This window comes from Cytobacillus spartinae (genome assembly GCF_042865285.1).
In the GTDB taxonomy this organism is placed as follows: Bacteria; Bacillota; Bacilli; order Bacillales; family Cytobacillaceae; genus Robertmurraya_A; species Robertmurraya_A spartinae.
The window spans coordinates 357,784-384,014 of record NZ_JBIACK010000002.1; the positions used below are offsets into that span (position 1 = coordinate 357,784).

30 protein-coding genes are annotated in these 26,231 nt (G+C 35.7%); 22 read left to right on the forward strand and 8 right to left on the reverse strand.

Annotation, left to right across the window (positions count from 1 at the left end; translation table 11 throughout):
* Positions 1–403: 403 nt before the first annotated feature.
* On the forward strand, positions 404–547 hold the full coding sequence (locus tag ACFYKX_RS07685) for a hypothetical protein (protein WP_389359707.1): 144 nt from the start codon (positions 404–406) through the stop codon (positions 545–547).
* A 200-nt stretch (positions 548–747) separates the two neighbouring features.
* A complete protein-coding gene (locus tag ACFYKX_RS07690) occupies positions 748–903 on the forward strand; it encodes a hypothetical protein (RefSeq protein WP_389359709.1) in 156 nt (51 codons plus the stop codon).
* A 339-nt stretch (positions 904–1,242) separates the two neighbouring features.
* Here ACFYKX_RS07690 and ACFYKX_RS07700 read toward each other — a convergent pair whose 3' ends face one another.
* Together ACFYKX_RS07700 and ACFYKX_RS07705 are read right to left on the reverse strand one after the other, a co-directional pair.
* Positions 1,243–1,404, reverse strand: coding sequence for a hypothetical protein (locus ACFYKX_RS07700; RefSeq protein WP_389359711.1), 162 nt, complete (start codon positions 1,402–1,404; stop codon positions 1,243–1,245).
* A gap of 25 nt (positions 1,405–1,429) precedes the next feature.
* Entirely contained in the window at positions 1,430–1,561 is a 132-nt protein-coding gene (locus ACFYKX_RS07705; RefSeq protein WP_389359713.1) for a hypothetical protein, read from the reverse strand.
* A gap of 334 nt (positions 1,562–1,895) precedes the next feature.
* Between ACFYKX_RS07705 and ACFYKX_RS07710 the strand changes: the two genes are divergently transcribed.
* From ACFYKX_RS07710 to ACFYKX_RS07730, 5 genes are all read left to right on the forward strand, one after another.
* Positions 1,896–2,159: a CD3324 family protein gene (locus ACFYKX_RS07710; RefSeq protein WP_389359715.1), complete on the forward strand. Its 264-nt coding sequence runs from the start codon at positions 1,896–1,898 to the stop codon at positions 2,157–2,159.
* A gap of 149 nt (positions 2,160–2,308) precedes the next feature.
* Positions 2,309–2,944, forward strand: coding sequence for a FusB/FusC family EF-G-binding protein (locus ACFYKX_RS07715; RefSeq protein WP_389359717.1), 636 nt, complete (start codon positions 2,309–2,311; stop codon positions 2,942–2,944).
* A gap of 403 nt (positions 2,945–3,347) precedes the next feature.
* On the forward strand, positions 3,348–3,617 hold the full coding sequence (locus tag ACFYKX_RS07720; protein WP_389359719.1) for a hypothetical protein: 270 nt from the start codon (positions 3,348–3,350) through the stop codon (positions 3,615–3,617).
* A gap of 190 nt (positions 3,618–3,807) precedes the next feature.
* On the forward strand, positions 3,808–4,959 hold the full coding sequence (locus ACFYKX_RS07725) for a lactate 2-monooxygenase (protein WP_389359721.1): 1,152 nt from the start codon (positions 3,808–3,810) through the stop codon (positions 4,957–4,959).
* Positions 4,960–5,115: 156 nt separating this feature from the next.
* Positions 5,116–6,786 carry a DUF6044 family protein gene (locus ACFYKX_RS07730; protein ID WP_389359723.1) on the forward strand — a complete coding sequence of 557 codons (1,671 nt, stop codon included), beginning with the start codon at positions 5,116–5,118 and terminating at the stop codon, positions 6,784–6,786.
* Positions 6,787–6,824: 38 nt separating this feature from the next.
* On the opposite strand, the gene ACFYKX_RS07735 is transcribed toward ACFYKX_RS07730, so the two are convergent.
* A complete protein-coding gene (locus ACFYKX_RS07735) occupies positions 6,825–7,457 on the reverse strand; it encodes a YitT family protein (protein ID WP_389359725.1) in 633 nt (210 codons plus the stop codon).
* 169 nt (positions 7,458–7,626) lie between these two features.
* On the opposite strand from ACFYKX_RS07735, the gene ACFYKX_RS07740 reads away from it, so the two are divergent.
* Entirely contained in the window at positions 7,627–8,076 is a 450-nt protein-coding gene (locus ACFYKX_RS07740; protein ID WP_389359727.1) for an Lrp/AsnC family transcriptional regulator, read from the forward strand.
* A 48-nt stretch (positions 8,077–8,124) separates the two neighbouring features.
* Here the strand turns inward: ACFYKX_RS07740 and ACFYKX_RS07745 are convergent, their stop codons facing one another.
* Entirely contained in the window at positions 8,125–9,138 is a 1,014-nt protein-coding gene (locus tag ACFYKX_RS07745; RefSeq protein ID WP_389359729.1) for an LLM class flavin-dependent oxidoreductase, read from the reverse strand.
* A 136-nt stretch (positions 9,139–9,274) separates the two neighbouring features.
* On the opposite strand from ACFYKX_RS07745, the gene ACFYKX_RS07750 reads away from it, so the two are divergent.
* On the forward strand, positions 9,275–9,865 hold the full coding sequence (locus ACFYKX_RS07750; protein ID WP_389359731.1) for a molybdopterin-dependent oxidoreductase: 591 nt from the start codon (positions 9,275–9,277) through the stop codon (positions 9,863–9,865).
* 27 nt (positions 9,866–9,892) lie between these two features.
* Here the strand turns inward: ACFYKX_RS07750 and trhA are convergent, their stop codons facing one another.
* The gene (gene trhA, locus ACFYKX_RS07755) at positions 9,893–10,540 is read right to left on the reverse strand and encodes a PAQR family membrane homeostasis protein TrhA (RefSeq protein ID WP_389359733.1); all 648 of its coding nucleotides are present in this window, start codon (positions 10,538–10,540) and stop codon (positions 9,893–9,895) included.
* Positions 10,541–10,693: 153 nt separating this feature from the next.
* On the opposite strand from trhA, the gene ACFYKX_RS07760 reads away from it, so the two are divergent.
* On the forward strand, positions 10,694–11,266 hold the full coding sequence (locus tag ACFYKX_RS07760) for a DUF1836 domain-containing protein (protein WP_389359735.1): 573 nt from the start codon (positions 10,694–10,696) through the stop codon (positions 11,264–11,266).
* Between the two features lie 95 nt (positions 11,267–11,361).
* Here ACFYKX_RS07760 and ACFYKX_RS07765 read toward each other — a convergent pair whose 3' ends face one another.
* A complete protein-coding gene (locus tag ACFYKX_RS07765; RefSeq protein ID WP_389359737.1) occupies positions 11,362–11,637 on the reverse strand; it encodes a YqhV family protein in 276 nt (91 codons plus the stop codon).
* 162 nt (positions 11,638–11,799) lie between these two features.
* Between ACFYKX_RS07765 and ACFYKX_RS07770 the strand changes: the two genes are divergently transcribed.
* From ACFYKX_RS07770 to ACFYKX_RS07780, 3 genes are all read left to right on the forward strand, one after another.
* Positions 11,800–12,633 carry a manganese catalase family protein gene (locus ACFYKX_RS07770; RefSeq protein WP_389359739.1) on the forward strand — a complete coding sequence of 278 codons (834 nt, stop codon included), beginning with the start codon at positions 11,800–11,802 and terminating at the stop codon, positions 12,631–12,633.
* Positions 12,634–13,053: 420 nt separating this feature from the next.
* Positions 13,054–14,331, forward strand: a complete 1,278-nt coding sequence (locus ACFYKX_RS07775) for a Na+/H+ antiporter NhaC family protein (protein WP_389359837.1) — start codon at positions 13,054–13,056, stop codon at positions 14,329–14,331.
* A gap of 70 nt (positions 14,332–14,401) precedes the next feature.
* Positions 14,402–14,968 carry an LOG family protein gene (locus tag ACFYKX_RS07780; protein WP_389359741.1) on the forward strand — a complete coding sequence of 189 codons (567 nt, stop codon included), beginning with the start codon at positions 14,402–14,404 and terminating at the stop codon, positions 14,966–14,968.
* 106 nt (positions 14,969–15,074) lie between these two features.
* Here the strand turns inward: ACFYKX_RS07780 and ACFYKX_RS07785 are convergent, their stop codons facing one another.
* Positions 15,075–15,554 carry a DUF2512 family protein gene (locus tag ACFYKX_RS07785; protein ID WP_389359743.1) on the reverse strand — a complete coding sequence of 160 codons (480 nt, stop codon included), beginning with the start codon at positions 15,552–15,554 and terminating at the stop codon, positions 15,075–15,077.
* A gap of 81 nt (positions 15,555–15,635) precedes the next feature.
* A complete protein-coding gene (locus tag ACFYKX_RS07790; protein WP_389359745.1) occupies positions 15,636–16,391 on the reverse strand; it encodes an AAA family ATPase in 756 nt (251 codons plus the stop codon).
* A 267-nt stretch (positions 16,392–16,658) separates the two neighbouring features.
* Between ACFYKX_RS07790 and ACFYKX_RS07795 the strand changes: the two genes are divergently transcribed.
* The 9 genes from ACFYKX_RS07795 (at position 16,659) to ACFYKX_RS07835 (ending at position 26,090) form a co-directional block, all read left to right on the forward strand.
* A complete protein-coding gene (locus tag ACFYKX_RS07795; RefSeq protein ID WP_389359747.1) occupies positions 16,659–17,222 on the forward strand; it encodes an HAD-IA family hydrolase in 564 nt (187 codons plus the stop codon).
* A 210-nt stretch (positions 17,223–17,432) separates the two neighbouring features.
* Positions 17,433–18,776 carry a spore germination protein gene (locus ACFYKX_RS07800; RefSeq protein WP_389359749.1) on the forward strand — a complete coding sequence of 448 codons (1,344 nt, stop codon included), beginning with the start codon at positions 17,433–17,435 and terminating at the stop codon, positions 18,774–18,776.
* 14 nt (positions 18,777–18,790) lie between these two features.
* Positions 18,791–19,897 (forward strand): GerAB/ArcD/ProY family transporter, encoded by a 1,107-nt coding sequence (locus tag ACFYKX_RS07805; protein WP_389359751.1) that lies wholly within the window; start codon positions 18,791–18,793, stop codon positions 19,895–19,897.
* Positions 19,894–20,994, forward strand: coding sequence for a Ger(x)C family spore germination protein (locus ACFYKX_RS07810; RefSeq protein WP_389359753.1), 1,101 nt, complete (start codon positions 19,894–19,896; stop codon positions 20,992–20,994). The genes ACFYKX_RS07805 and ACFYKX_RS07810 overlap by 4 nt, the downstream gene beginning before the upstream one ends.
* 24 nt (positions 20,995–21,018) lie before the next feature.
* Positions 21,019–22,881 (forward strand): electron transport protein, encoded by a 1,863-nt coding sequence (locus ACFYKX_RS07815; protein WP_389359755.1) that lies wholly within the window; start codon positions 21,019–21,021, stop codon positions 22,879–22,881.
* A gap of 14 nt (positions 22,882–22,895) precedes the next feature.
* Positions 22,896–24,038 (forward strand): alcohol dehydrogenase catalytic domain-containing protein, encoded by a 1,143-nt coding sequence (locus ACFYKX_RS07820; RefSeq protein ID WP_389359757.1) that lies wholly within the window; start codon positions 22,896–22,898, stop codon positions 24,036–24,038.
* 108 nt (positions 24,039–24,146) lie between these two features.
* A complete protein-coding gene (locus ACFYKX_RS07825; RefSeq protein WP_389359759.1) occupies positions 24,147–24,872 on the forward strand; it encodes a protein-glutamine gamma-glutamyltransferase in 726 nt (241 codons plus the stop codon).
* A 151-nt stretch (positions 24,873–25,023) separates the two neighbouring features.
* A complete protein-coding gene (locus ACFYKX_RS07830; protein WP_389359761.1) occupies positions 25,024–25,332 on the forward strand; it encodes a metal-sulfur cluster assembly factor in 309 nt (102 codons plus the stop codon).
* A 557-nt stretch (positions 25,333–25,889) separates the two neighbouring features.
* Complete coding sequence (locus tag ACFYKX_RS07835; protein WP_389359839.1) at positions 25,890–26,090, forward strand: hypothetical protein; 201 nt, start codon at positions 25,890–25,892, stop codon at positions 26,088–26,090.
* Positions 26,091–26,231: the final 141 nt, after the last annotated feature.

Sequence of the window (26,231 nt, forward strand, 5' to 3'; positions counted from 1 at the left end):
AAAAAAATTAGATTGTGGTTAATACTCAAAATTACCGAAAATTTTAAATAGTTGTAACTAACATGGGTGGTTAATACCAAAAAAGATTAGAATGTGTAACAATCTGTAACTAAAACAGAAGGTTAATACCAAAAATTATGTCAAATCATAAAAAACTGTAACTAACTCGGGATGTTAATACCTAAAACCATTGATTAGCGTAAAATCTGTCATTAATACACCACTAGCAAAGTTGACTTATACTATAAAAGCAAATGGATAAAGTTGTAGGAGCAGGTCTCAAAAAGCCCAAGGTTTCTTTAGCTAAGACATAAAGCAAAAGTCTCACACTCACTATAACGTTAATTTCATCAGAAGAATAGTTTCTCTTTCCTCATCACACATTAAAATGGGGGTGATGTATGTGAAGAATAACGGAGTATCAGATCAAAAAGAAATGAAAAGAAACTCATATGAATCTGAGAAGCAAACAAATGGAGTGACTCATCTTAAACATGCTCCAAAACCTCATGGTATTGATGTTAAGATTACAGAGGATGTGGAGTAAAGAAGCTTAGGAACTTCTATTATGGTTCAAACTGGTAAGATGATGAAGATGTTGAATTTAAGCTTTCTTGATTATTATGTAATCATATAATCAAGAGATCCCAACATAGTACACCTTAATTAGTCATGCTTAAAATTGACGGACTAAATCCATCAATCAAAAGTATTACTAAGAACTTTCAACTTACTTGGAGGAAAATAATGAGTGAGAAACTTTTTAACTGTCATCGAATTTCTAAGAGAAAAGACATTAATAAGGCGGAGTTAAATGATTATTTAAATGACGGCTGGAGACTCATCAAGGTAACGGTAGGTCAAAACGATAAGCCGTATACTGTTGGTTTGGAAGAAGAATAATCATTACACCCGACGGAAAAAATTACTATTGAATAAGCCCTTAAAAATGAGTATTATAGTAATCAAGCTACGTTGTTCGTATTCATAATTAAGTTTTAACCTTTAAGCTGTAATAGGGAGTTTAACATCGAGACAGGAATGACAAGCCTCTGTCTATATGACGAGGAGGACATGCAGGATTGTTTTTGCGAACACCCACTTTGAGGAGTGGTGGTTTAAAACTTTCTTATAACAGATACGGCAATGGTGGCTACATATACCACACTATACCAAACCAGTTTCCAGTCGGGGGCTGGTTTTTTTGCGTAGAAAAAATGAAAAACGCCATATAGGCTGGCGTTAGTTGTTTGTCATTGTTTTATAAGCGTCCGTTTTCACAACGTTTAAAGAAAAATCATCAATCGTTTGAGCATCTTTATGTACAATATGGATTGATCCATCCTCTTCCACTGCACGATTGATTATTCCTTTTATTCTAGAGGATTCTCTCTCTTGTTTCATATTTTACTCACCTCCAATATTTGAATCATTTCGTTTCTTTTTTATTCTCATCTAAAAGGTTTCTTACGTCTTTTGACATTTGATTAAACACTTCGTTTACTCTATTCATAATATTTTCTTCCCCATTTTGCTTTTGGTCAGTTAGATCTTTTTCCATAAGAAACACCTCCATTCATATAGTGTGTAGATTTTTTAAAACTAACCTAGAATAACAACTGGTTTCTTTTCCATTCATTCACATATTGATGTTTTTTGCTATAATGTTGAATAGAGAGAAATTACTCGTTAAGTTTCAAAAAGGTGGTGTAGACATGGCAAGTAATAACAATAATTTGCCAAATACTTCAGCAACTCATGCAAAGCCAAGATTAGGGCGATCCTTTGCATGGGGTAAAACGATAACGAATTAAAATCGTCCAAATGCATATTCCCTAAGTGCTAGGCTTTGCACCTTATTCTTTTTAAAAGTAAAAAATAAGGGGCTGGCACAAATGAAATATGTAAACGCAACTGCTATTTTACCGGAAAGTTTAATAGTAGAAATACAAAAGTATGTCCAAGGTGACACAATCTATATTCCTAAACCAGAAAAAGATTATCAAAAGTGGGGTACCCGCTCTGGGGGAAGAAGGCTAATTGATGAACGAAATAACTCCATTAAGAGTAAGTTTAGGAATGGAGTATCTATTACAGAATTGGCTGATGAGTATTTCCTGGCTGTGGAAACCATTAAGAAGATTGTCTATTCAAAATAAATAGCAATGTAAAAGGCTGATAAACACAGAAAGTTGTTTATCAGCCTTTTATGTATAGTTTGATTTATAACCATTTGTTACATATTAATAAAATGTCTAACCGTATACAATAGAAAGGGAACATGCAACAGTAGTAGGAGTGATTAAAAATGGAACCTTTTATAAGAAACGAACAATATAATTTTATAAATGCTCAAATTAAGAACCAAATTAATGGGCATTTAAGTGTGAATGATATAGATGTTCTTAATGCGCTAAAATCTTTGACAAAGGAAAAAGTTCTGAACCTGTTTAGTGAACTCAGTACTGAACAAAAACGATTATTAAGCGAAATTATTCAAGTAAAAGATAAAGCGGGTGCTGAAGAGTATTTATCGACTATTCACCCGTATGTAATTCCCTTTAAACAAGTATCAGAGCAAACGATAAAAAAATTATTCCCAAAAGTAAAGAAAATGAGGTTACCTTCGATCGAGGAACTAGACTTTAAAGCATTATCGTACTTGGGGTGGAATGATAAAGGTACAAATCGCAAGTATATAATTGTCCCTCATGAAAATAAGTTAATAGGAATTCAAGGGAAATTCAATCATTCTTCCCATAAAGGAATATGTACAATCTGTAATAAACATGAAGAGGTAGGGCTATTTACCTCAGAAAAGAAAGGGGCTGTTTTAGGGACCTTTATTCAGAGAGGGAATTATATTTGTGAGGATAGTCAAACATGTAACAAAAATATAATGAACCTGGAAAAACTTAATGATTTTGTGTTAACGGTGAAATAATATGACCATAAAGGTGGAGATGGATATACAGTAGACTAGTAAAGGTGACTGGTCTATTTTTTAAATACCTTTCAGAACTCTTGTAGAACTTCAAAATGATGCTCATTTTTATACGAATAAGGGGAACACAAAATACGGCCTCGAATATTATTTTTATATATAATACAAATGCAAGCATCTCCTGAAAATTAACAACATCTATAGGATTTGATATGTTTACAGGCTCTAAAAAACAATATCAGAAAAATGAAACTTTTCCTCTTACTCATTCGTCTAATTTAATGTAATCTATATTTTGGTAAAAATGGTTGTATATAGGTATAGCGCTTTATACTAGACTATCAATCACAATACCAGGTAAAAAGGCAAAAGAGAAAAAAGCCGATATTAAGGAGATTTAAGAATGGTAAGAAGAATCGTTCCAAGTGAATTAAAAAAGCAAAGTAAAAGTATACACTTAGAAAAGTGGGTTTGGGATTTTTCTAGTGAGTTAGAGCCATGTAGGTCTGCTTTTGTGAAGGAGTTAATTATTGAGGAAATCAGAAGAGGGCTAATGAAAGAAGGCCTTGTAGATGAAGATACTAGAATTACGAAGGAACACGGTGACCTTTACTTGAATTTAAACCGTCAGAGAGCAAATGTTTCTTTAAGAAGAGTAAGTTCCTTTGAATAATCAAGAAGATGTATTCAGGAAAAAGTGATTCTATAAATCGGAATCACTTTTTTTATTGACTTTGTTACTAATCATCATCAGAGAAGTAAAGATAGATTTTTCTAAAAATTCCCTAAACTTAATTGACCTATTTTGACTTATAAGTCTATAATCGAATATGAAAGCGCTTTTAATAAGGGGAGGTCATTACATGAGTTTCGGTAATCAAGTCCAATTGAAGGTATATCAAAATCTTGAAGAAAACATTATACCCGTGTCCTTTGAGGAACTAGAGGAAAAAGCAAAAAAGGTTTTAGATGCTAAGCCTTTTGACTATGTTGCTGCTTCAGCTGGTGCTGAGGTAACGGTTAAAAACAATAGTAAATCTTTTGAAAAATGGCAGATTGTACCTAGAATGTTGTGTGATACCTCAAAGAGAGACTTAAGCATAGAGCTGTTTGGGAAGACGTTATCCTATCCTCTTTTATGTGCACCGATAGGCGTACAGTCCATTGTACATCCAGAAGGAGAATTAGCTAGTGCACGTGCAGCGGCAGCTATGGATGTACCTTTTATCTCAAGTACCGCTTCTACATACAGTTTAGAAAAAACAGCCGAAGCAATGGGGGACCGTAATAGATGGTTCCAGTTGTATTGGAGTAGTGATAGAGAAGTTGCTGCTAGCATGGTAAGAAGGGCAGAAGCAGCTGGTTATAGTGCGATTGTCATTACGCTTGATACACCTATGATGGCTTGGAGAGAAAAGGATATTGAACATGCATATTTACCATTTCTTCAAGCAGAAGGAATCGGAAACTATTTATCAGACCCTGTTTTCTGTTCTCGATTAGAAAAGTCTCCACAGGAAGACATCAGATCTGCGATTATGCTTTGGGCTCAAATCTTTGGGAATCCAGCATTGACTTGGAAAGACTTAGAGTTTATTAAAATGCAAACCTCATTACCTATTTTATTAAAAGGAATTTTACATCCAGATGATGCAAAGCTTGCAATCGAACATGGTGTGGATGGAATTATTGTTAGTAACCATGGTGGTAGACAAGTGGACGGAGCAATTCCTGCGATTGATGCTCTTCCAGAAGTGTGTGATGTTGTGAATGGGCAAATCCCAGTCTTAATGGATAGTGGAATTCGTAGAGGGGCGGATATCGTAAAAGCCTTGTCCCTTGGAGCTAAAGCTGTATTGGTGGGCCGACCATACATGTATGGTTTAGCACTAGCAGGTGAAGCGGGAGTTAAGCAGGTACTAAGAAATTTAATAGCAGATTTTGATTTAACCATGGCCCTCTCCGGGAAAAAGTCAGTTCGTGAATTAGATCGGTCATTACTTAAAAGAATATAAGGTGATAGAAGGACAAGAGACATAATTTCTCTTGTCCTTTTACTATTTTCTATTAGCTTTTATTGACTTGGATACTATATTTGGCAATGAAGGGGATAGTTTTTAACGATATGCAAATTTTAACTATATAGCTTTAATGATAGTGAGGTGTAGGAATTGATTCTGAACGAAAGAAAACTAATTACATTATCATTCATCATTATTGGAATATATGTATCCCCTTTATTTCTATTAGGAGAAAACGCACATATACGTGTTCATGATAATCTTGATTCTAATCTTGCATGGTATAAGGTATTAGCGAGTAGTGGTCAGATGGTAGGTCCCATTAATGCACAAATTCCGCAAGTGATAAATGGTCATCTATCTAGAAATGCTTATGGAAGTGAGTTTAGTTTAATTGTTTGGCTTTATTCAATTTTTCCGACGATGATTGCCTATGCGTTCAGCCAAACCATTACGAGAGTGGTAGCTTTTATCGGGATGTATTTGCTTTTAAAAAAGCATTTTTTACCGAAGAAAGAATGGCTACCTATAGTGGTAGGAGTTTCTCTAGCATTTTCACTTACTTTGTTTTGGCCATCAGGTATGTTAAGTACACTAGGAATGCCTTTGGCCCTTTGGGCTTTCCTAAATATAAGAAATGGTGAACGGCGTTGGACAAACTATTTAGTACTGACTTTAATTCCCCTTTATTCTAGCATTGTATTAGGATTTTTCTTTTTATTATCAGGTTTAGGAGTACTTTGGTTAGTAGATAGTATCCGTAAAAAGAGATGGAACCTCCGCTTTTTGTTTTCTATCGCATACATGACCATCATTTATATGATTGTTGAGTACCGATTATTTTCTTCGTTTTTTCTAAGTACCGAGCCTAATAGTCGAGATGAATATTTCCATGCAAGACTCACATTCTGGCATTCAGTAAGGCTGTCTTTTAAGAATTTCGTATTAGGTCATCATCATGTAATGACCGCCCATGCATTTTTTATATTACCTATATTATTGGTTGCTCTATATCTCATATTTTATAAAAAACGATGGAAACGTGAAAAAGTGTTTTTATTTTTGTTCGTTTTTAACTTTGCTCTTTCCGTTTGGTATGCCTTTTGGTTTTATAAAGGGTGGCTGCCTTTAACAGAGAGATTCCATTTTTTAGATACATTCAATTTTGCTCGCTATCATTTTCTACGACCATTAGTTATTTATGTATCATTTGCAATAGGACTAAAAATTCTCTGGAAACAAGGTCTAATTTGGAGAAGAGTAGCAAGTAGTTTTTTAATTCTACAGATTGTCTTTCTATTTTTTATAAATGAAGAAATCGTTTTTCACCGAGAGCCGACTGTTAAAGCATTTTTTGCTGAAAAGCAATTTAATGATATTAAAGAGTATATAGGCTTACCATTAGAGGATTACCGTGTGGTAAGTATAGGGATTCACCCTGCAATCGCCCAATATAATGGGTTTTATACACTGGATACGTATAACAATTTTTATCCACTATCATACAAATATGAATTTCGAAAAATCATTGAAAGGGAATTAGAGAAAAATAAGAAGATTCGAATTTACTTTGATGAATGGGGGGGAAGGTGTTATGTTTTCACCGCAGAACTAGGGAAGCACTATATGTTTAGGAAGGATTCCAATAAGGTGTTAAAAAACTTAGAATTAAACACAAACCAATTTATGAGAATGGGTGGCCGATATATTCTATCTGCGGTTCCTATTCTAAATGCGAAGGAAAATAACTTAACATTAGAAAAGGAATTTGATTCAAACGAATCTGCTTGGGAAATTTATTTGTATAGAGCCGGAGAATAAAAGAAGCCTAACTACGAACTTAGTAGCTAGGCTTTGTCTTATGAAACAGATACTTCAGATTTCAATGATTTGTAGCTAGATACTTCTTTCTTACTTGTAACAGCATTTCTGTTCGCAATTTCATTTTTAAAATACCCAATAATTCTTGAGGTAATGGCAATAGAAAGAATGGAACACAATCCTTTTAACCAACCGATTGTTAGGAAGCAAGACATAACCACTATGAAATCAAACAGAAAGTTAATCGTGCCTGGATTCGTGCCGAATCTCTTTTGCAAAAACAATGCGAGAATGTTTGCTCCTCCAAGGGATGAACCGTTCATAAAAACTATGGATAACCCTATTCCAATCAACACCCCGCCTAATATAGATCCAACAAGAATGGGGATGGTAAAGGCAGGTAAAAAATGATCAACACTAGTCATTAGTGTTAGTACTGAAACTGAAAATATCGTATTCAAAGTAAATTTCCAGCCCATTCTCATTACGGAAAATATATAAAATGGAATATTTACTAGGAAAAAGATAAGGGCAAACGGGAGAGTTATTAGATAAGAAATACTTAAGGAGAGGCCAGCTGTTCCACCTGTTACAATATTGGAATGCTGTAGGATAATAACTCCTATACTAGTAATCATGCATCCTAATAGGATGTTTACTATTTTTTTCATCTTAAATATCACCTTCAATTTCCACTATGTATAGATATTTTATTCTCTCATTAATGATAAAAGATAAAACGAAACATTTACATATCAGTATGAAGGAATTAGTATTGAATTATATTCATTTTGTAATATATTTATCTGATTAGTGTTCATATTGAAAGGAAGCGTTTACATGGATCTTATTGATATTCAATTATTAGAGCTTTTACAGAAGAATGCGCGTATGACAATAAGCGATTTATCAACTGAACTAGCACTTAGTCGACCTAGCATTTCAGAACGCCTGCATCGCCTGCAAGAAAAAGGCGTCATTCAAGAATATAGTGCAAGAGTGTCTCTGTCAGCAGTGGGACGAGAGATACTATTAATTATTCTTGTAAGTAACTTAAAGGTATCGGTACGTGAATTTGAAGAGATGATTAAAGAGGAAGAAGAGGTTATTGAATGTCATCGAGTAACTGGTGAAGTTAGCTATTTTATCAAGGCTGCAGTTTCCAATATGAACAATATGAGACTACTAATCGATCGACTCATTCCATACGGCAATATCAATACATCAACCGTATTATCTTCACCTGTTGCTTATCGATATATTTTACCTATAGATGAGAAGGTCGAATAGTAGCTGATACATGCAAAAAAGACAGGAATTAACCCTGTCCTTTTCACATTATTTGCTAAGCTCTGAAACAATCTCATAAGATCTCAGTCGCTCTCTATGATCATATATCATCGCATTGACCATGATTTCGTCTGCTTGTGTATCATCTAGGAACGTTTGTAGCTTATCCTTTACAGTTTCAGGTCCTCCTACAAGAGAGGTTTGGAATCTTTGCTCAAGCAAGCTCTGTTCGTATGGGGTCCAAATATTGTTCATATCCTCCACCGGTGGCTGAAGCTTACTAGGCTTGTTACGAATAAGGTTTAAGAATGATTGCTGCATGGATGTAGAAAGGAAATTAGCTGTCTCATCATCATCAGCTGCAATTACATTCACACAAACCATTGCATAAGGTTGGTCAAGTACATTCGATGGTTTGAAGGATCGACGATAAATATTTAAAGCAGGTAGTGTATTTTCTGGTGAAAAATGACTGGCAAACGCAAAAGGTAAACCGAGTTCCCCAGCTAGTTGTGCGCTAAATCCACTTGAACCTAATAACCAGATTGGGATATTTAAGCCTTCACCTGGAATGGCACGAACATGTTTTACATTAGGATTTAGAGTGGGATCAAAGTACTCCTGCAACTCTTGTAGCATGTATGGGAAATCCTCACCAGTACTGCCATGTTGCCTTCTTAATGCCTGAGCGGTTAATTGGTCGGTTCCTGGTGCGCGACCAAGACCAAGATCAATTCGGCCAGGGAATAAAGATTCAAGCGTGCCAAAATGTTCTGCAATTATAAGTGGAGAGTGGTTCGGTAACATGATTCCGCCTGAACCCACTCTTATCGTTGATGTTCCAGCGGCTACATGCCCAATCACCACCGACGTAGCAGAACTCGCTATTCCAGGCATGTTGTGGTGTTCTGCTAACCAAAAACGGTGGTAGTTCCACTTTTCTGCATTCATTGCTAAATCTAATGTATTTTGCAATGATTCCGTTACAGTTCCGCCTTCAACAACAGGAGCTAAATCTAAAACAGAGAACGGAATATCGGCAAGTTTCTTATTTACTGACATACTTTCATCTTCTTTCTCAACTATAATGATTAATATTGACACACAATATATTTTAACAATGTAACTTAGTCTCTCAAAATTAAATGCTTTTTATGATGTTTATAAAGGGAAAACAAAAATGGGAGGGAGATTAACCATGAAAAATCATTTACCACCTGGTCAATTCGAAACAGAAAGTTGGCCTGTACTTCATCAAGGCGATGTATATGATTTTAATGAAGAGACTTGGAACTTTAGACTTTTTGGAGAGGTTAAGGAAGAGATAGTCCTATCTTTTAAAGAGGTAATGTCACTTCCTAAAACGATATCATCGATTGATATGCATTGTGTCACCACCTGGTCTAAGTTTGCTACTACATTTGAAGGAATTAAGCTAATAGAATTTTTGAAGTATGTAGAATTACCGGAGGATGTTAATTACTTAAAAATCTACGGATATTACAATGGAGACCGTTTTGGCTATTCTGCGAACCTGCCACTTGATAAATTACTAGGGGATGATGCACTTTTTGTGTATCGTTGGAAGGATCATGCTCACGAATGGCAAGATATAAGCCCAAAACACGGTTATCCGTTAAGATTTATTCCACCAGCATCCTTTTATTTATGGAAGGGATCAAAGTGGGTTTCAGGAATTCAGTTTATGAAAAGGGATGAAGCAGGATTTTGGGAAGAGTTAGGCTACTCTATGACTGCCAATCCTTTTAAAGAAGAGAGATATAGATAAAAAAAGATGCGAAAAATCGCATCTTTTTTACAGTACAAACATAAACACACATAAGAAATGAGCAGTACTACCAAGCATGATAAAAATGTGAAAAATCTCATGAAATCCCATGTATTTAGATTGAAGGAACTTAGGCTTTGCTCCGTAAATAATCCCACCAATTGTATATAAGACGCCGCCTAGTACTAGTAGGAACAACCCCTTAATACTTAGAATGGATGAAAGTGGAGAGGCAACGAATACAACCATCCATCCCATAATGATATAGATAGAAGTTGATAACCATCTAGGGCAATTAAACCAAACCATCTTAAAGATGATCCCGCATACCGCGACAAAAATTATTATAGAAAATAAAACCCATCCTGTTACACCATTTAAGCTTATTAGACAAAAAGGAGTATATGTTCCTGCAATTAACACAAAAATCATCGAATGGTCTAAGCGTCGTAAGAAGGCGATTACTTTATCTTTTGCAATAACCATATGATAGGTTGCTGAAGCTGAATAGAGAAGAATCATGCTAATTCCAAAGATAATTACTGCTGCAATTGCTAGAGCAGATGATGTAGTGATGGTTGCCTTAATGACCATGGCAATTAAAGCGACAAAAGATAGAATAGCGCCAGCTAGGTGTGTTAGTCCATTAATTGGTTCACGAATGAAACTTCCCATTATAATTCCTCCTAAACTGTTATGTAGTTTCAATAACTACTTATAATAATATACGTATAACGTCAACTAGTCAATGTTTCATTTTGAAGAAATTTCATGTAAAATAATCATGTATCGAGGTTCGATAAAATAATTTAAAGTTGAGGGATACATATGGAAAACTTAAATAAACTAATTGACCAATTAAATCTTAATAAAAATATTACGTTAGAAGACATTCCGAATATAGATTTGTACATGGATCAAGTCATTCAGTTATTTGAAAATAAGTATGCTAGTTCTTTAAGAAATAGTGACGATAAAGTTTTAACGAAAACGATGATTAATAACTACGCTAAAGGAAAATTATTCGTTCCTATTAAAAACAAAAAATACTCTAAAGAACATTTAATACTAATTAGTCTTATTTACCAGTTAAAAGGAGCATTATCCATTAATGATATAAAAGCCACTTTAGATGGAGTTAACAAACATATTCTAAGTGAAGAGGTAGAATTGGATCAGTTTTATGAAAGCTATCTTCACCTTAATGAAAAAAACGTGGAGGAGTTTAAAGAGAATGTTCCACTACATGCTAGTAATGTAATAGAAGAAATCAAAAGTTTAAAAGAGGTAGATCATGAATATTTCGAAAAAGTTTTACTCATTACTTCATTCGTTCACATGAGTAATCTCTACAGACGATTAGCGGAAAAATTAGTAGATGAAATAATAAATGAAGATTAGATTCATATAGAACGGCATGCACACCTCACTAGTTTTACTTTTAAGAACTCATTCAACAAGCAGGAAAGACGAGTGGAATTTACACTCGTCTAAAATCAACTACTCTTTACTCCGTACAAAATGCACCCTACCCCACAAAAAATCCACAATAATTTAGTAAAAGAAACTTTCTCAGCTATCCCTACAAGACCAATCGTTGTTGTTGCGATAAGGATTAGTGGTCCGATCAATGCAAGCGAGCTGTTTATCATTAGTGCTTTATCCACCTGATTAACTTTTAATATGAGAATGGCTGCGATCACTTCAATACTTCCGGAAAGAAATCTCAACAGGGCCATACCAATGATTGCTTTTTCAAAAAGATTAAACATGTTTGAACCTCCTATAAAAACATTGCTTTTCTATCCTATGCACAAGTTCTTAATAGAAGGACAAGTTATGTTGTTTTTTTAGGTGAATTGGTTTGTACATGGTACAAAAATGGATGCATTGAATATGGTGTATTGATTATAGATATAGCGGAGGTGCGCTTAATGTTTTATCATATTAAGGAATTACAATATGAGGCAAAACCAACTAGACCTGATCCGGTATACGCTAAGAAATTACAAGAGATACTGGGCGGGCAATTCGGTGAAATAAGTGTAATGATGCAATATTTGTTCCAAGGCTTTAACGGCAGAGCTGATGCCAAATACCGTGATTTATGCTTAGATATAGGAACAGAAGAAATGGCCCACGTAGAAATGTTAGCAACGTTGATCGCTAGGCTACTCGATAATGCCCCAGTTAAAGATCAACAAGCTGCATATGCTAGCAATCCAGTTGTTGCTGCAGTGATGGGTGGAATGAGTCCACAACATGCAATCGTTAGCGGTCTAGGGGCTCAGGCAGTAGATAGCGTAGGATACCCTTGGAATTCTAGATATATCATATCGAGTGGAAATCTTCTTGCAGACTTTAGAGCTAATTTAAACGCGGAATCTCAGGGACGATTACAAGCTGTTCGTTTATATGAAATTGCAGAGGATCCAGGAGTAAAGGATACTCTTTCTTTCTTAATTGCAAGGGATACTGCTCACCAAAACCAATGGGCAGCAGCCATTGCAGAGTTAGAACAGAGAGAAAAGGATATTGTTGTACCAACCACATTCCCTAGACAACTTCAAAAGAACGAAGTGGCGTATGATTTATACAACTTGTCTAGAGGGGAAGAAAGTGCGAAGGGAAGATGGGCAAAAGGACCAAGTATGGATGGTAAAGCAAACTTCAGATATGTATCAGAGCCAGTTCCTTTCGGTCCGAAACCATTTTTAGTGCCTGCTCCAGTTTATATCCATAATACATTGCCAATGTTTAAACATTAAAATAGGGTGAAAAAGTGACTTAACTTTATGTTGAGTCTTTTTTTTAGGAATAAAAGGATGGGTACTATGTTTCGGTGGTGAATGATGCAGCTTGTGACTTGCCGAAATACCCTTTAAACTTTGCCGATTTGTATAAATAATTGCTGAAACCGGTGGGAAAGTAGCCGAAATATCCCGAAAAGTAGCTGATATATTTTAGAAGTAGCCGAATTCAAATGAAAACAGCTGAAATTAGTTTCCTATGCTCTTTTCTCGATTATTGAAACACAAAAAAACAACCTCTACATAAGGATTGACGGAAACCCTATTGCTCCAGTAGTATGAATTTGTTAAAGAATGTAAACGTATTGGAAGTGACCGACACTGAATGATTATCATTTTACAAAAATGGAAGTAATAAGGCTTATTTTTATTACCTTGATGGGAATATTGCTTGCTGTTATCGCACATATTCCTTTGTTAATCGGATTTATGCCAGGGTTTCTTTTCCTAGTCCATTTGGTTAAAAGCAGAGATGTTCCCCTTAGACAAATCACAAAAATTTGTATGAAAGGCATTAAAAGAACAAGTACTGTTATCACCATCCTGTTTCTAGTAAGTTTTTTATTGCCTTCGTGGTTTATTTCTGGGACGATTGACGAACTTGTTTCTATCTCGTTACACGTGATTACTCCACAGCATTTTGTTGTCCTATCATTCATTATAGCTCTTATTTTTTCAATGATATTAGGAACTAGTGTTGGAACCCTTAGCTCAATAGGAATTCCTATCATAAGTACAGCGATGAGTATCGGCATACCTCTTGAAATGGTTGCAGGTGCCCTTATTTCTGGCGCATTTGTAGGTGATCGGACATCTCCATTTTCAAGTGCCCATCAGCTCCTGTCGCACACACTTGAAATACCGGTTAAAAGACAATTCAAGTCAATGATGCTTACCACAGTCCTTGCTGTCGGTGCATGTTTGATCATTTATGCCTTCCTAGACTTACGAATAAATGTGTCAGACCTTCCTCCTTCACAAGATTCATTTAATTGGAGCGAATTATCATTAGTAAAGTTCTTGCCTCCAATCAGCTTAATACTATTGGTGTTGTTTCGAATCAAGATTGTATATGCGTTTATTTGTAGCATAATCGCAGCAAGTTCAATTGCTTTTCTTGAAAAGGTTTCTATCGGAAATTTACTTTCCTCCTATTTTTATGGAATAGAGGGCATTGGTGGCGGAGTTAGTAATATGTACTTGCTTTTATTATTTCTTGCACTAGCCGGAGCATATAATGGATTGCTTGAAGAATATAAAGTAATTCAACCTTTTCTAAATAGTTGGTTAAATTCATCATCTAATTTATTGGGAGACACTTGGAAAACCATCATTGCTACTTTTGGAATTACTTTAATTTCTGCTAACCAAACACTCCCTATTATCCTAACAGGGAGATCTTTTTTAAATCACTGGTCTACTAAGCACACTACAGGACAATTGGCTCGAGTAATGGGGGACTCAACGATGCTTTTTCCAGGAATGATTCCTTGGAGTGTCCTAGCGATTATGTGTAGCACGATAGTAGGAGTTCCCTTCCTAGAATACTTACCTTATGCTGTTTTCCTTTGGATTTTACCTGTTTTAACTGTTCTTAGTTCTATTGCTGGTAATTCACGGAGTCAAAAACTAAGAAAGGTTTCAAAGGCTAGTTAAAATAACTCTTGCTCTCTAAACTTCCAATATATAGAATGAAAAATGGAATATTCTGAGAGGAATGAGAAGTTTGAAGACAATAGCAGTATTTTGTGGGTCAAGTAGTGGAAACGATCCAATTTATATGGAAGAGGCAAGAAAGTTAGGAAAACGACTTGTTGAACATGGATTGGATCTAGTATATGGTGGCGCGACAGTTGGGTGTATGGGTGCTGTAGCAGATGCAGTTATGGAGGCTGGCGGTAAAGCGATTGGTGTTATACCTGAAAAATTAGTTCGTGTTGAAATTGCTCATAATCATTTAACGGAACTTCATGTCGTAAAGGATATGCATGAAAGAAAAGCTTTAATGGCAGAATTATCTGATGGGTTTATCTCTCTACCGGGAGGAACCGGTACACTAGAAGAGTGGTTCGAGGTATTTACTTGGTCGCAGCTAGGTTATCATAACAAACCGTGTGCACTGCTTAATATCAATCAATATTACCAACCTTTGTACTCACTTTTTGATCACATGATTGAACAAGGCTTTGTAAAAAAGGAATATAAAGATCTTATTCTTATAGAAGATGATTCAGAAAAACTAATTGAACGAATAAAGAATCATAAAGGAAACTATATTCATAAGTGGGGATAACTCAAGCGATTATTCTTAAAGGTTGAGTATGATATCCCAGTAATATGAAACCGTAAATAGCAGAAAAAGGTATTATGACTGTACCTTTTTCTGCTATTTTGATTTTCTACTTCTTTTTAGCTCTTTTTGCAACGAGGTTAATATCCACTTCATCGGCAAATTCAGTCATGTAACGAACAGGGCTAAATCTTGGTTTGCTTACAGCAGGTTGTACCGCTAAATCTTTTTCAGCTGTTTCTGCTCTTTTGAAGAATCTTGCAATAAACAAGCTATGGAACAGGGCTTCTACTAATGAAATCACAAATGCAGTGGTAACAGAAGCAATTACACTATTGGCTGTATTAGCTGTAAAAGAATAAATGATGAACCAGAAGGCAATGGTATATAAACCGAAATCTGCTGCAGTAGCTACTAAGTTCCCAAATCTCGGATAGATAATTAAATCGCCTAGGAAATACGCTGCTACCGAAACCACGAGAGCAAACATTAGGATGGATCCAATGGGAATATTAAACACCCATAGGAATGAAGTAAGGATAATTCCAACAAAAATGTATTTAATAGATAAAGCAAGTAGGTGTTTCATGCTATGGCTCCTTTTCAGTTTAGTCTTTCACTGTTAAGGTTCCACAATTTAAGAAAACTATGAATATAAATTTCAACATGATTATTGATTCAATAAATGATGAAGGAGTCTTTCTTTATCTTCAAAAAATTGCTTCATAATTTTGTAATGATTGGTCTCTTCTAAAGTTCTTTCTTCGACCCCTTCTTCTGAAAACTCAAAAATGGTAGAAGAAGGATAAGCCATAATGATAGGTGAATGGGTGGCTATAATAAACTGTGAGCCTTCTTTGACCAACTCATGAATTCTGGATAGCATAGATAATTGTCTTAGTGGGGAGAGCGCTGCTTCAGGTTCATCTAAAATGTAAAGACCATTTTCACCAAATCGATTCATAAACGTAGCAAAAAATGCCTCACCATGGGATTGCTCATGTAGTGAGACTCCCCCAAAGGAATCAATTACTCGTCCACCACCTAATGGATCACTATCTAATTCCTCAATATTGGAGGCTAAATTATAAAAGGTTTCAGCTCTTAGAAAAAAGCCATCCTTTGGTCGATTAGTACCTCTCATCACTCTTAAATACTGTTCTAAACTAGAGTGAGAATCATAGGTGGAAAAGCTGAAATTAAGAGAGCCTCCCTCAGGGTTAAATCCAGAGGAAATAGCAATGGCTTCAAGCAATGTTGATTTCCCCATCCCATTTTCTCCAATAAGATAGGTTACATTAGGATGAAATGTGATGTCTTTAAGTAATTTAATACTCGGGATATTAAAGGGATATTGGTTAAAGGTTGGTACTTCATCCCTTTTAATTTCAATCCTTTTGAGAAATTGATGGTTAATAAAATCCATAGTAGGTATACCTCAGTTCTAACAATTTGATATATTTCATCTATTTTAACAAATATTTCTTATCTAACGGCATTTATAGAATCTTTTAAAAGGTATTTATCTAAATTACTAAGCATAGGAGGCACATTAAATGCCTGTAATATAAAAAATAGTTCCGTTTCATACGTTAGAATCATATGGTCACCCCCTTTTTAAAAAGAGAGGGTAGTTTTTTTATGGATAATGGTAATGTTAGTAGGGAAGAAACCATTCAGGAGAGGTGCTAAAGTGAATATTTTATGGGATTTTGATGGAACGATATTTAATACATATCCAGCGTATACAAAGATTGTGAAAGAAGTATTGGAAGACCGTGTGACGGAAGATGAAATATATAAGCTTTTGAAGGTCTCTTTCTCACATGCTCTAAAATATTTTAATCTCACTGATGAAAAAGAAATCTATATTCGAAGTAGGGTTAGAGAACTGAAACCAGATGATTTGTATCCATTTCCTCATGTTGAGGATATTCTGAAAAATGCAAATAAGAATGTCATTATGACGCATAAAGAGAGAGAAGATGTTATCAACATTTTAACTTTTCATAGGCTTGAGCATTATTTTGTCGACATGGTTGCAGGTGATGATGGATTTCCGCGAAAGCCGGATTCAGCTTCATATAAACATCTTCATGACAAACATCGTATCGAACTTGCTATCGGAGATCGTGAGCTAGATATTATTCCTGCCAAACAATTAGGAATGAAGACCTGTCTATTTCAAAATAATACCGTAGGGGCAGATTTCTATTTAAATGATTATAAAGATTTCAATTCAGTTATTAAACTGTGATTCTTAATTCCCTTTGAATATTGAGTTTTGAATTATACCGAACATTTAGGGGAAACAAAACAAAAGAAGTAAAAAGCCATTCCAACTAGATTTGGATTGGCTTTTTACTTTACTTAATCTACAAATTGGCTACAAATGGATGATTTAAGTGTTCTTGAACATACTAAGAAATATATGCAAAAAATCCAAAAGCAGCCAGGTGAGTCTTCTATGATTAAAACAAAGAATGAGAAAGTTAAGCAGTTTTTTAAAGATAATTTAGCGGATTCCCTAGATGCAAAATACCAGGAGCTATCCCTACAAGGGCAGAAAATCGAGTTTATATATATAACAAGTATTTGTGATGTTGATAAGGTTCAAGAGATACTTGTTAAGCCGTTTTTTGAATTAAGTGACCCAAGAAAATTTGAAGGGTATGTTAAGTCTCTAGAAGCATATAAGGAATACACAACGGATGATGACGCCCTAAAAGAAATCCTAAGAGGGGGCCTTGTGTTATTAGGACCCCATTCAGTCTCGATTATTTCCCTAAAGAAATATGTAAGCCAGGGAGTTGGGGATGCTTCAGTTGAAACAACTATCCAGGGTCCGCAAACGGCACTAAGTGAAGATCTAGTTACCAATCTAAATATTATTAGACATCGATACCATCAACCTACTTTAAAAATTGAGAAAGACGAAATAGGATCGCTTACTCAGATGGAGCTAATGATTCTATACGATGAAGGCAAAGTAGATGCCGAGGTCTTGAAAAATGTTAAAAAGAAAATAAGTTCAATCAAAAATTCTCAGGAAGTGATCCAATCTGCAGGGGAATTTCAAAGACTATTAACACCTCGTAAAAGAACTCTATTTCCGGTGTTTATGATCACAGAGCGGACAGATAGAGTGGCTTTAAATTTATCCGAAGGTAAAGTCGTGTTACTCATTGAAGGTTCGCCATTTGCACTTGTGTTGCCAGCTGTTTTTTTTGATTTTATGAGTTCGATGGAGGATTTGTACCAACCTTATTGGGTAGGTAAGTTTCTCATCACCTTGCGTTATATAGGATTATTTATCAGTATTCTGTTACCAGGATTTTACGTGGGTGTTACTGCTTATAACCCTGAAATTTTTCAGGTACAACTGGCATTCGGGGTTGCGGGGAGTCGGGCTTCTGTACCATACCCTGCTTATATAGAGGTATTCTTCATGCTCTTAATGATGGAGCTACTGACTGAGGCATCGATCAGGTTACCGAAATCCATTGGTTCGACAGCTACAACGGTTGGAGGGCTCATCCTAGGACAAGCAGCAACCCAAGCGGGATTGGTATCAAACATTATGATTATCATTGTTTCTGCAGTGGCAATTTCAAACTTTGTTATTCCGATCAATGAGATGAGTTTTGCCATGAGAGTTGTTAAATATATTATTTTATTGGTTACAGCCATGACAGGAATGATAGGTCTTGTTGTGAGTTTTATGGGACTTATTGTCTTTCTGGTAGGACTTGATAGCTTTGGACAACCATATTTAAATATCACTGCGGGGGAAGCGAAAAAAAGTAGTTAAAGGGGGAACAATATATGTTCAAGAGCAGATACTTTTATTACTTAATATTTTTGAATATGCTTGCGAATATAATTGTTTTCGTTCCTAGAATTTTGATTGACAATCGAAAAGATGGGGCTGTAATGGCGATCTTAATTGCTATACCTATTGGGTTACTTATGGCTTATTTGTTTGCTAAGTTCATGTCTAAAGTTCCTAGAAAAGACGTCAAAGAGATTTTGGATGAAGCCAAAGTTTCTAAATGGATATCACGTCCCCTTTTGATTTATCTTATAATAATTTGGTTTTCGGCGGGTATTATTGCTCTTTTGGCTTTTACGGATATAACCAAAAGGTTTATCAATCCAGATATAGATGTGATTTACATTGCAATGCTGTTTTTAGTGTTTGTATCATGGTCTTCGGCACTACCATCCAAGAAGGTTTTATATGTTTTAGAGCTCATATTATTAGTTAACCTTCCGCTGACTAGTTTTATTTTCTTCAAGGCATTTGTAAATGACAATTTAAGCTGGATGAACATGTTAGAGGCAGGTACACATATAGGAAATATTCCTACCATCCATTCCATAGCAGCGGCAACATATGTTTTTACCGGTTATATTAACCTGGTTATCTTTAACCGACTGTTTTCCAAAGGAATTAATTTAAAATATTTTTGGTTACTAATCCCTGTTGGTTTCGGAGTATTATTTACAACGTATTTTCTCCCCATTGGTTATTACGGATTTGATGGGATTGGGGAGTTTACATATCCATGGTTAAGTACAGCCGATGCGATTAGGATTAAATTTTTCTTTGTGGAACGGGTCTTTTTCATATTCTTATTGATGTACGTTGGAATTTCACTTATCAATGTCATTGTTCATTGGCATGTCGGTTTAGAAATGATTAAAAGTCTTTTACCTAAAAAAGTAGATGACACTAAAGGGATATTGAAATGGGTAAAACTAGATTACCTAATTCTGTCATTCTTTTCAATCCTCTATTTATATATCCAGTTTTATGTAGATGAATTAACTGTATTTAAAATGTCTGAATGGTGGTTGGTCATCCGCTTGCCAAGTGAATATATAGGTGCATTGTTTATTATCTTTATTATCTGGAGGAATACGCGATGAAAAAATATACTTTTATATTTCTTCTATTAGTAGTTATTTCTCTATTAGCCGGCTGTGGATATAAAGATATTGATAATCGATTCTTTGTCGTAACGATGGGAATTGATAAGCCGGAAAACGAAGAAAAGAAGTATAAAGTACATCTTAAGCTCGCCATTCCTAGTGCGGAAATTCAAGTTGGGGAAAGTGAGTATATTATAGAAAGCGAGGAATCCAATTCAATTTCGGAAGCTGTTAGAATCATTAAGGCAAGATCGGATAGAGAAATTGACTTTGCCCACATGAAAGTTTTCTTAATAGGGGAGGAAATGGTTAAACAGCCAATTCAGGAAAACTTGGACTGGTTATTAAGAAGACGTGATATTCAAAAGATATCATGGATTGGTATCGGCAAGCCTTCTGCACTGGAAGTTATGAAAATTACGCCAGAAATCGAAAGGATTCCTTCTAACTCACTTTTCTTAACGTTAAGTTTAAAGGGATCTGAAACTCCCTATACGATTCCAAAATACTTATTTGAATTTCATCGTGAAATGAAAACTGAAGGGCAAAGTGCAGTCCTACCGATTATTGAAAAAAGGGAAGAGAAAATGTTCCAAGTTCAAACAGCAACAGTGTTTGATCAAGAAAAGGGTGTACTAACCCTTAATGCTGAGCAAACGAAACTGTTTAATGAGATAGATACTGGTTTTGAAAAAGTGGATATAAGAGTCGAGGAAGAGGGGGAAGACTTTTTTATTCTTGCTGCAGAGGTATTTAAAGGAACCTATGCAATCCATGATGAGAAGGGGAAAAAGCCTTATATTGATTTCAAGGTTGATGTCGAAGGAATTATTGAAGAGTCAAGCATGCAAATACAGAACGAGAAGTTAAAAGAGTACGGTAAAAAAGCAGAAAAGCAGTTAAAAGAGGAGATTGAACAATTTCTAATAAAGCTTCGAGATCTCAATTTAGATCCTTTTGGATTTGGCTTACAATATCGTGCAACCCGTTTTAATAACAAAACAGAACTTGAAAGATGGAACGAAATTTATCCTGAAATTGATTTCAATGTAATAACAAACGTTAAGGTTAAAGGTACCGGGGTAATTGAGTAAATATGGTAAGGGAGTTTACTTGCGATGAAAAAAAGGATAATAGCCAGCTCAATAATATCAATACTCCTAATTGGTGGGTATTTTCTCATTAAAAATATTTCGCTTGAATATGCGTTCATTCCAGAGGATGATAAAACGTTAAATCAAGAGATTTCCATTTCAAAGATTCAATCATTAGGTTCTGAAGAGGAAACGGGTACTCGAACACAAATTGAATTGGGTAAAGAAAAGTTTTTCTCTGAGACTTTTGGTAATGAGGTATTTTTCTCTGATATTCTTGGCATGTTTGATGGCGCTTTTACCCTAGGAAACATTGCAAAAGCTATTCTGAAATTAAAAGGAGAAGGGACCTCTAATCTTCAAGTCGAAGCAGCGACGGACTTTGAAGCAGGTGATCGAAAAATTAAAAAAGGTGAATTGATTGATACAGGTTTAGATGTTGCAAAAGGCTCTCTTACCCCATTAGGAGTAAAAGTAGTATTTGACGAAGGGCGATTAAAAGCTGGAATTAGCTGTGCAGTATGTCATGCTTCGGTTGATTCGAGGGGGAATGTGATAGAAGGCATCCCAAACAGCGATTTAGATGTAGGGCTAGCGCTTGCAATGGGAACCAATACCGCCTCTTATTTTTCGCATACAGAGTTAGCTAATCTTAAGCTTTTTATAAAGGATGCAGATCGTAAAATAGAAACCTCAGAGGGAGAGCTTGCTGTTCTCCCAGATCCAGTGGAATTAGAAAAGTTTACAGATTCAGAATTTGTAAAATGGCCAAGGGGTAGTAATGATACGACGATTGACCTTAAGAATAACCCCGTTCAATGGCCTGATACGTTCACATTAGGAGATCATCCATATGGTTGGAGTGGGCAAGGACAGGCAGGATCTTTTAAGGGGTTAACTGCAGCAATTAATAATGCACATGCTCAGAATATGGACGCTCTTTCTGCCACAGAAATAAGTAAGGCGGTATTAGACATTGATAAAGAGATCTATCTTGGAACTGCTCTTCAAAATGCGGCTAATCCAAAATTTCGTTATAAGCCTAACTTGGATGAAAAGCCGACTGAATTTTTCGCGAAAGTCGATCCGACACCAGGAGTACCTGGGGTGAATAAACTTATCCCAGCCCCCACATACCCAAAAATTTCTTTTATGACAAGTGTAGGAATGTTATCATCTACACCAGGCTTTCATGTATGGGAAGAAAAAAATGCGATGTCTGCTTATATGAATTCTCTTCAACCAGTCAAAACTGGTTTGGAAGTTGATAAAGAGAAGTACAAGAAAGGTAGAAGAGTGTTCGAGGCTGCTGGTTGTATCTCATGTCACGCTGGGCAATATTTGACTAGTAATAAGTTAATCAAGAGCGAAGAAATTGGGACAAACCCCTCAAGGGCTAAAGCATTTAAAAAAACAGAAGAATTTTTCGCAGAACCTAGTCTGTATTCCGAAGACACTCCTGTTCCGTTACCAAAGGATCCAAAAATCGAAAAGGTACCTTTAACAGAAGAAGAAAGGGAACAGCTCAAATTGGGGTGGGCACACGGAACTTCAAATGGTGGCTATAAGACCATTAGCCTTTACGGCCTTTATTGGAGTGCACCATACTTACACGATGGTGGCATTTCAGTTGGTGAGAATATGGAGTTAGGTTTGCCGAATACATTGATGAAAAAAATCAAACCAGACCCATATAACAGTTTAAAAGCAGTAATGGATTCACGATTAAGAAAAAGGGTAGTTGAAGCGAATCTAGCATCTAAATCAATGATCTCATCACATATTTCAGGAGATGGACATGAGTTTTGGGTTGACGAATCAACCGGTTTTACAGAGGATGAGCAAGATGCAATCATTTATTATCTGTTGAGACTGACAGACAAATAGTTGGAGGCCGAAAGATGAAGGCTGTTACGTATCAAGGTTTTATGAATGTCAAAGTGAAAGAAGTTCCTGACCCAAAGATTGAGAAAGATGAAGATATAATCGTTAGGATTACTGCTTCTTCAATTTGTGGCTCTGATCTACACTTTTATCATGGAATGCTTCCAAGCCTAGAGAAGGACTATGTTATAGGGCATGAGGCAGTTGGGGTTGTTGAAGAGGTTGGTAAAAAGGTTGAAAGTGTGAAAAAAGGGGACAAGATTGTCATTCCATTTAACATTGCTTGTGGACATTGTGTTTACTGTGAAAGTGGACTTGAGAGTCAATGTGATGAATCAAATCAGGAACCTCAGGCCGAGGTGGGTGCATACTTTGGTTGTTCCCGTTTGTTTGGGGACTATCCTGGGAGTCAAGCAGAGATGGTGCGTGTGCCTTTTGCAAATTTCACCTCATTTCGGGTGCCTGAATCTAGTGAGCTAACAGATGATTTATTAGTTCTATTAACAGATGCCATTCCAACAGCCTATTGGGGTGTAGAAAATGCAGGAGTAAAACCAGGAGATACCGTTATTGTATTTGGAAGTGGTCCAATTGGTCTTTTAACTCAAAAGTTTGCCTGGCTCAAAGGTGCCGAAAGAGTTATTGCGGTAGACTGTGTTCCATATAGGCTTCAGCATGCAAAACATACAAATCATGTTGAAGCTTATAACTTTCAAGAAATACAAGACTTACCCAATGTCTTAAAGGAGTTGACTAAGGGCGGAGCAGACGTTGTTATAGATTGTGTTGGGATGAGTGGAAAAATGAAGCCCTATGAACTTGTTGAATCAGCACTTAGGCTACAAGGGGGAGCAATGGGGTCTGTAACTTCTGCAATTGAAACGGTGCGGAAGGGTGGAACCATTCAGCTTATTGGGGTTTATGGGTTAAGATACAACGGCTTTCCTCTAGGTGATCTTTTTTCTAGAAATGTAACGCTGAAAATGGGCTATGCTCCAGTTATTCGTAGCCTTCCCTATTTATATAATCTTCTCCAAAAAAAAGAGCTTGACCCCAGCGACATCATCACCCACCATCTCTCACTAAATGATGGAGAGAAAGCATATAAGCTTTTTAATAAAAAACAAGAGGGTTGTTTGAAAATCATATTAAAACCCTGAATCTGGATATGTATACCAATTATAGGAAAAGAAAAGCAACTCATTTTTACAAACGACTTTAGATGTTTTGCATAGCATGGTAGTAAAAGTAAGAATGAGGTGCCTTCTATGATTTCAGTAAAGGGTCAGATCCTTCAGAATGTTCCTTTTCAATTATCCATTAGGCAGCAGGTGATATTTAATGCTCTAAAGAAGAGTGAAAATGTTCATCGCTATGATACGATATATTTATTGGCGTTTGATTTGATGCTAAGAGAAAAAATCATTGAAGCTTCGCTAAAGCTTTACGAGAGTAATATTAAGTTTGCGCCTTTTAAAATTTCCAAGTTTAATACCGCATTTTGGATTAAAACACCAAGTGGGTATAGACTGAGGCCCAATGTACGACCATCAGATGCAATAAGAGATATTTATACTAATAGTCATATGTATGCATTTGAATGTTCAACAGCGATTGTAATCATCTACTACTATGCTGTGTTACAGGTTATTAATGAGCAGGCATTTAATCAATTATTTAGCCAATTGCTGGTATGGAATTGGAGTTATGATGAGGATTTAAGAATTATCACAAGAGTCGGTACTGATTTTATCCCTGGAGATGTCTTGTATTTCCATAATCCCGATTACGCTGACCCAGTTTGGCTAGGCGAAAATGTTGTAATGTTAGATGATCACACGTATTTTGGACATGGAATTGGGGTTGGACCAGCGGAATATATAATTCAGGGTCTGAATACGCTAAGAAAGCCAAATGCGACTAGGTCGGCTTACTTGTTGTCTCAATACAGCAGGCTGGACTTTCGATATTTAGCGCAATTTTCAAATATGTAATTTCTTCGACAATCCTGTGAAAAAATAACGAATAAGTTCTTGTACTTTCCGTGAATTGTGATTTGGTTAACATATAACAGCTGCTTTTATAGGGTATTATAGTTGTGAGAGAACATAGAGAATACCCTCTTAAGTGGAAGGAGCAGCTGATTTGATTAACCCAACAAAACAGAAGATCTATCAAGCATTAGAAGATGTAATAGATTTAGAATTAGGAATTGATGTTGTTAATCTTGGGCTTATATATGAAGTAAATATAAATGAAGAGAATGAATGCGGAATCGTTATGACAATGCCATCTAAAGGAGAAACCATCGCTTCAACTACTGTTCAGACCATAAAGAGGACGGTAGAACGTAAAGTGAAGGATTTAGCCGCAATCAAAGTGGAGATTGTTTGGAATCCTCCTTGGACAATGGAAAGAATGAGTCCCTATGCAAGACTGGAGCTTGATTTGTAAAAGGTGCAGAAAGTGAGAGTAATGTTTGTTACTCACTGTCTGTACCTTTTGTCTTTTTAAAAAGAGATTTTTCATTGAATCTTGCTATTTGGTAACACATGTTCTACTTTGAAATAATTCTACACTTCCAAAGTAACGATACGGTGCGCTATATTTTGTAAATCTCAATTTATACTACTTCAAAACGCCTTATGTCTGTCCAACCTATAATAACCCCCATTTAGGTAATCTACAAAATAATAAAAATTCCATTTTAATTAAAAATAGAATAAACTATCCTAAAGGACATAACCAATAGTGTAATCAGTCAGATTTTTGTATCAGTTTCCTACAACCCTAAAATTCTTAAACTAATAAATAATGAGGACATTCACCCAAGAATTTTACGAACATTGAACATATCCTTTAGTGAGATTGTTTTTTGCTTTTGTTGTTTAACTTTTGTTTTTCTGCTTTTTCGGTAAAAGATTACAAAATAAACAATGATTTTATAACAGTCTCTAGAAAAAATAGGGGAGGAAATTGAGTTGAATACTGGTTATCAGTATGTGCCCACTATGTACCGTGGTGACGAAAGGATCTTTTTTGGAGGACCGTTCTTTGGAAGACCTTTTTTTGGAAGACCATTTGGTTTTGGCTTTCCGTTTTTAGGGGGGCTATTAGGTGGCTTGGCAATAGGTGCCCTTGCAAGGCCGCCAATATATCCTTTTTATCCAGTGCCATATTATCCAGTACCTTATGGGGGATTCTGGTATTAACAAGTGGTAAGCTTTATTAATGCTATTCCGAAAGAAAAATTGTTTTTTCAAAAGCTGCAATGTAAATTCATATTCTAACAAAACCAGATAGAGCCCTATCTTTACGATGGGGCTTTTTGTAAATAGTTTGTAAAGACAATC

Coding starts and splice junctions, on each gene's coding strand:
- ACFYKX_RS07690 (WP_389359709.1), top strand. CDS start 748: ATGAGTGAGAAACTTTTTAACTGTCATCGAATTTCTAAGAGAAAAGAC.
- ACFYKX_RS07700 (WP_389359711.1), bottom strand. CDS start 1,404: ATGAAACAAGAGAGAGAATCCTCTAGAATAAAAGGAATAATCAATCGT.
- ACFYKX_RS07705 (WP_389359713.1), bottom strand. CDS start 1,561: ATGGAAAAAGATCTAACTGACCAAAAGCAAAATGGGGAAGAAAATATT.
- ACFYKX_RS07710 (WP_389359715.1), top strand. CDS start 1,896: ATGAAATATGTAAACGCAACTGCTATTTTACCGGAAAGTTTAATAGTA.
- ACFYKX_RS07715 (WP_389359717.1), top strand. CDS start 2,309: ATGGAACCTTTTATAAGAAACGAACAATATAATTTTATAAATGCTCAA.
- ACFYKX_RS07720 (WP_389359719.1), top strand. CDS start 3,348: ATGGTAAGAAGAATCGTTCCAAGTGAATTAAAAAAGCAAAGTAAAAGT.
- ACFYKX_RS07725 (WP_389359721.1), top strand. CDS start 3,808: ATGAGTTTCGGTAATCAAGTCCAATTGAAGGTATATCAAAATCTTGAA.
- ACFYKX_RS07735 (WP_389359725.1), bottom strand. CDS start 7,457: ATGAAAAAAATAGTAAACATCCTATTAGGATGCATGATTACTAGTATA.
- ACFYKX_RS07740 (WP_389359727.1), top strand. CDS start 7,627: ATGGATCTTATTGATATTCAATTATTAGAGCTTTTACAGAAGAATGCG.
- ACFYKX_RS07745 (WP_389359729.1), bottom strand. CDS start 9,138: ATGTCAGTAAATAAGAAACTTGCCGATATTCCGTTCTCTGTTTTAGAT.
- ACFYKX_RS07750 (WP_389359731.1), top strand. CDS start 9,275: ATGAAAAATCATTTACCACCTGGTCAATTCGAAACAGAAAGTTGGCCT.
- trhA (WP_389359733.1), bottom strand. CDS start 10,540: ATGGGAAGTTTCATTCGTGAACCAATTAATGGACTAACACACCTAGCT.
- ACFYKX_RS07760 (WP_389359735.1), top strand. CDS start 10,694: ATGGAAAACTTAAATAAACTAATTGACCAATTAAATCTTAATAAAAAT.
- ACFYKX_RS07765 (WP_389359737.1), bottom strand. CDS start 11,637: ATGTTTAATCTTTTTGAAAAAGCAATCATTGGTATGGCCCTGTTGAGA.
- ACFYKX_RS07770 (WP_389359739.1), top strand. CDS start 11,800: ATGTTTTATCATATTAAGGAATTACAATATGAGGCAAAACCAACTAGA.
- ACFYKX_RS07775 (WP_389359837.1), top strand. CDS start 13,054: ATGGGAATATTGCTTGCTGTTATCGCACATATTCCTTTGTTAATCGGA.
- ACFYKX_RS07785 (WP_389359743.1), bottom strand. CDS start 15,554: ATGAAACACCTACTTGCTTTATCTATTAAATACATTTTTGTTGGAATT.
- ACFYKX_RS07790 (WP_389359745.1), bottom strand. CDS start 16,391: ATGGATTTTATTAACCATCAATTTCTCAAAAGGATTGAAATTAAAAGG.
- ACFYKX_RS07800 (WP_389359749.1), top strand. CDS start 17,433: ATGATTAAAACAAAGAATGAGAAAGTTAAGCAGTTTTTTAAAGATAAT.
- ACFYKX_RS07805 (WP_389359751.1), top strand. CDS start 18,791: ATGTTCAAGAGCAGATACTTTTATTACTTAATATTTTTGAATATGCTT.
- ACFYKX_RS07810 (WP_389359753.1), top strand. CDS start 19,894: ATGAAAAAATATACTTTTATATTTCTTCTATTAGTAGTTATTTCTCTA.
- ACFYKX_RS07815 (WP_389359755.1), top strand. CDS start 21,019: ATGAAAAAAAGGATAATAGCCAGCTCAATAATATCAATACTCCTAATT.
- ACFYKX_RS07820 (WP_389359757.1), top strand. CDS start 22,896: ATGAAGGCTGTTACGTATCAAGGTTTTATGAATGTCAAAGTGAAAGAA.
- ACFYKX_RS07825 (WP_389359759.1), top strand. CDS start 24,147: ATGATTTCAGTAAAGGGTCAGATCCTTCAGAATGTTCCTTTTCAATTA.
- ACFYKX_RS07835 (WP_389359839.1), top strand. CDS start 25,890: ATGTACCGTGGTGACGAAAGGATCTTTTTTGGAGGACCGTTCTTTGGA.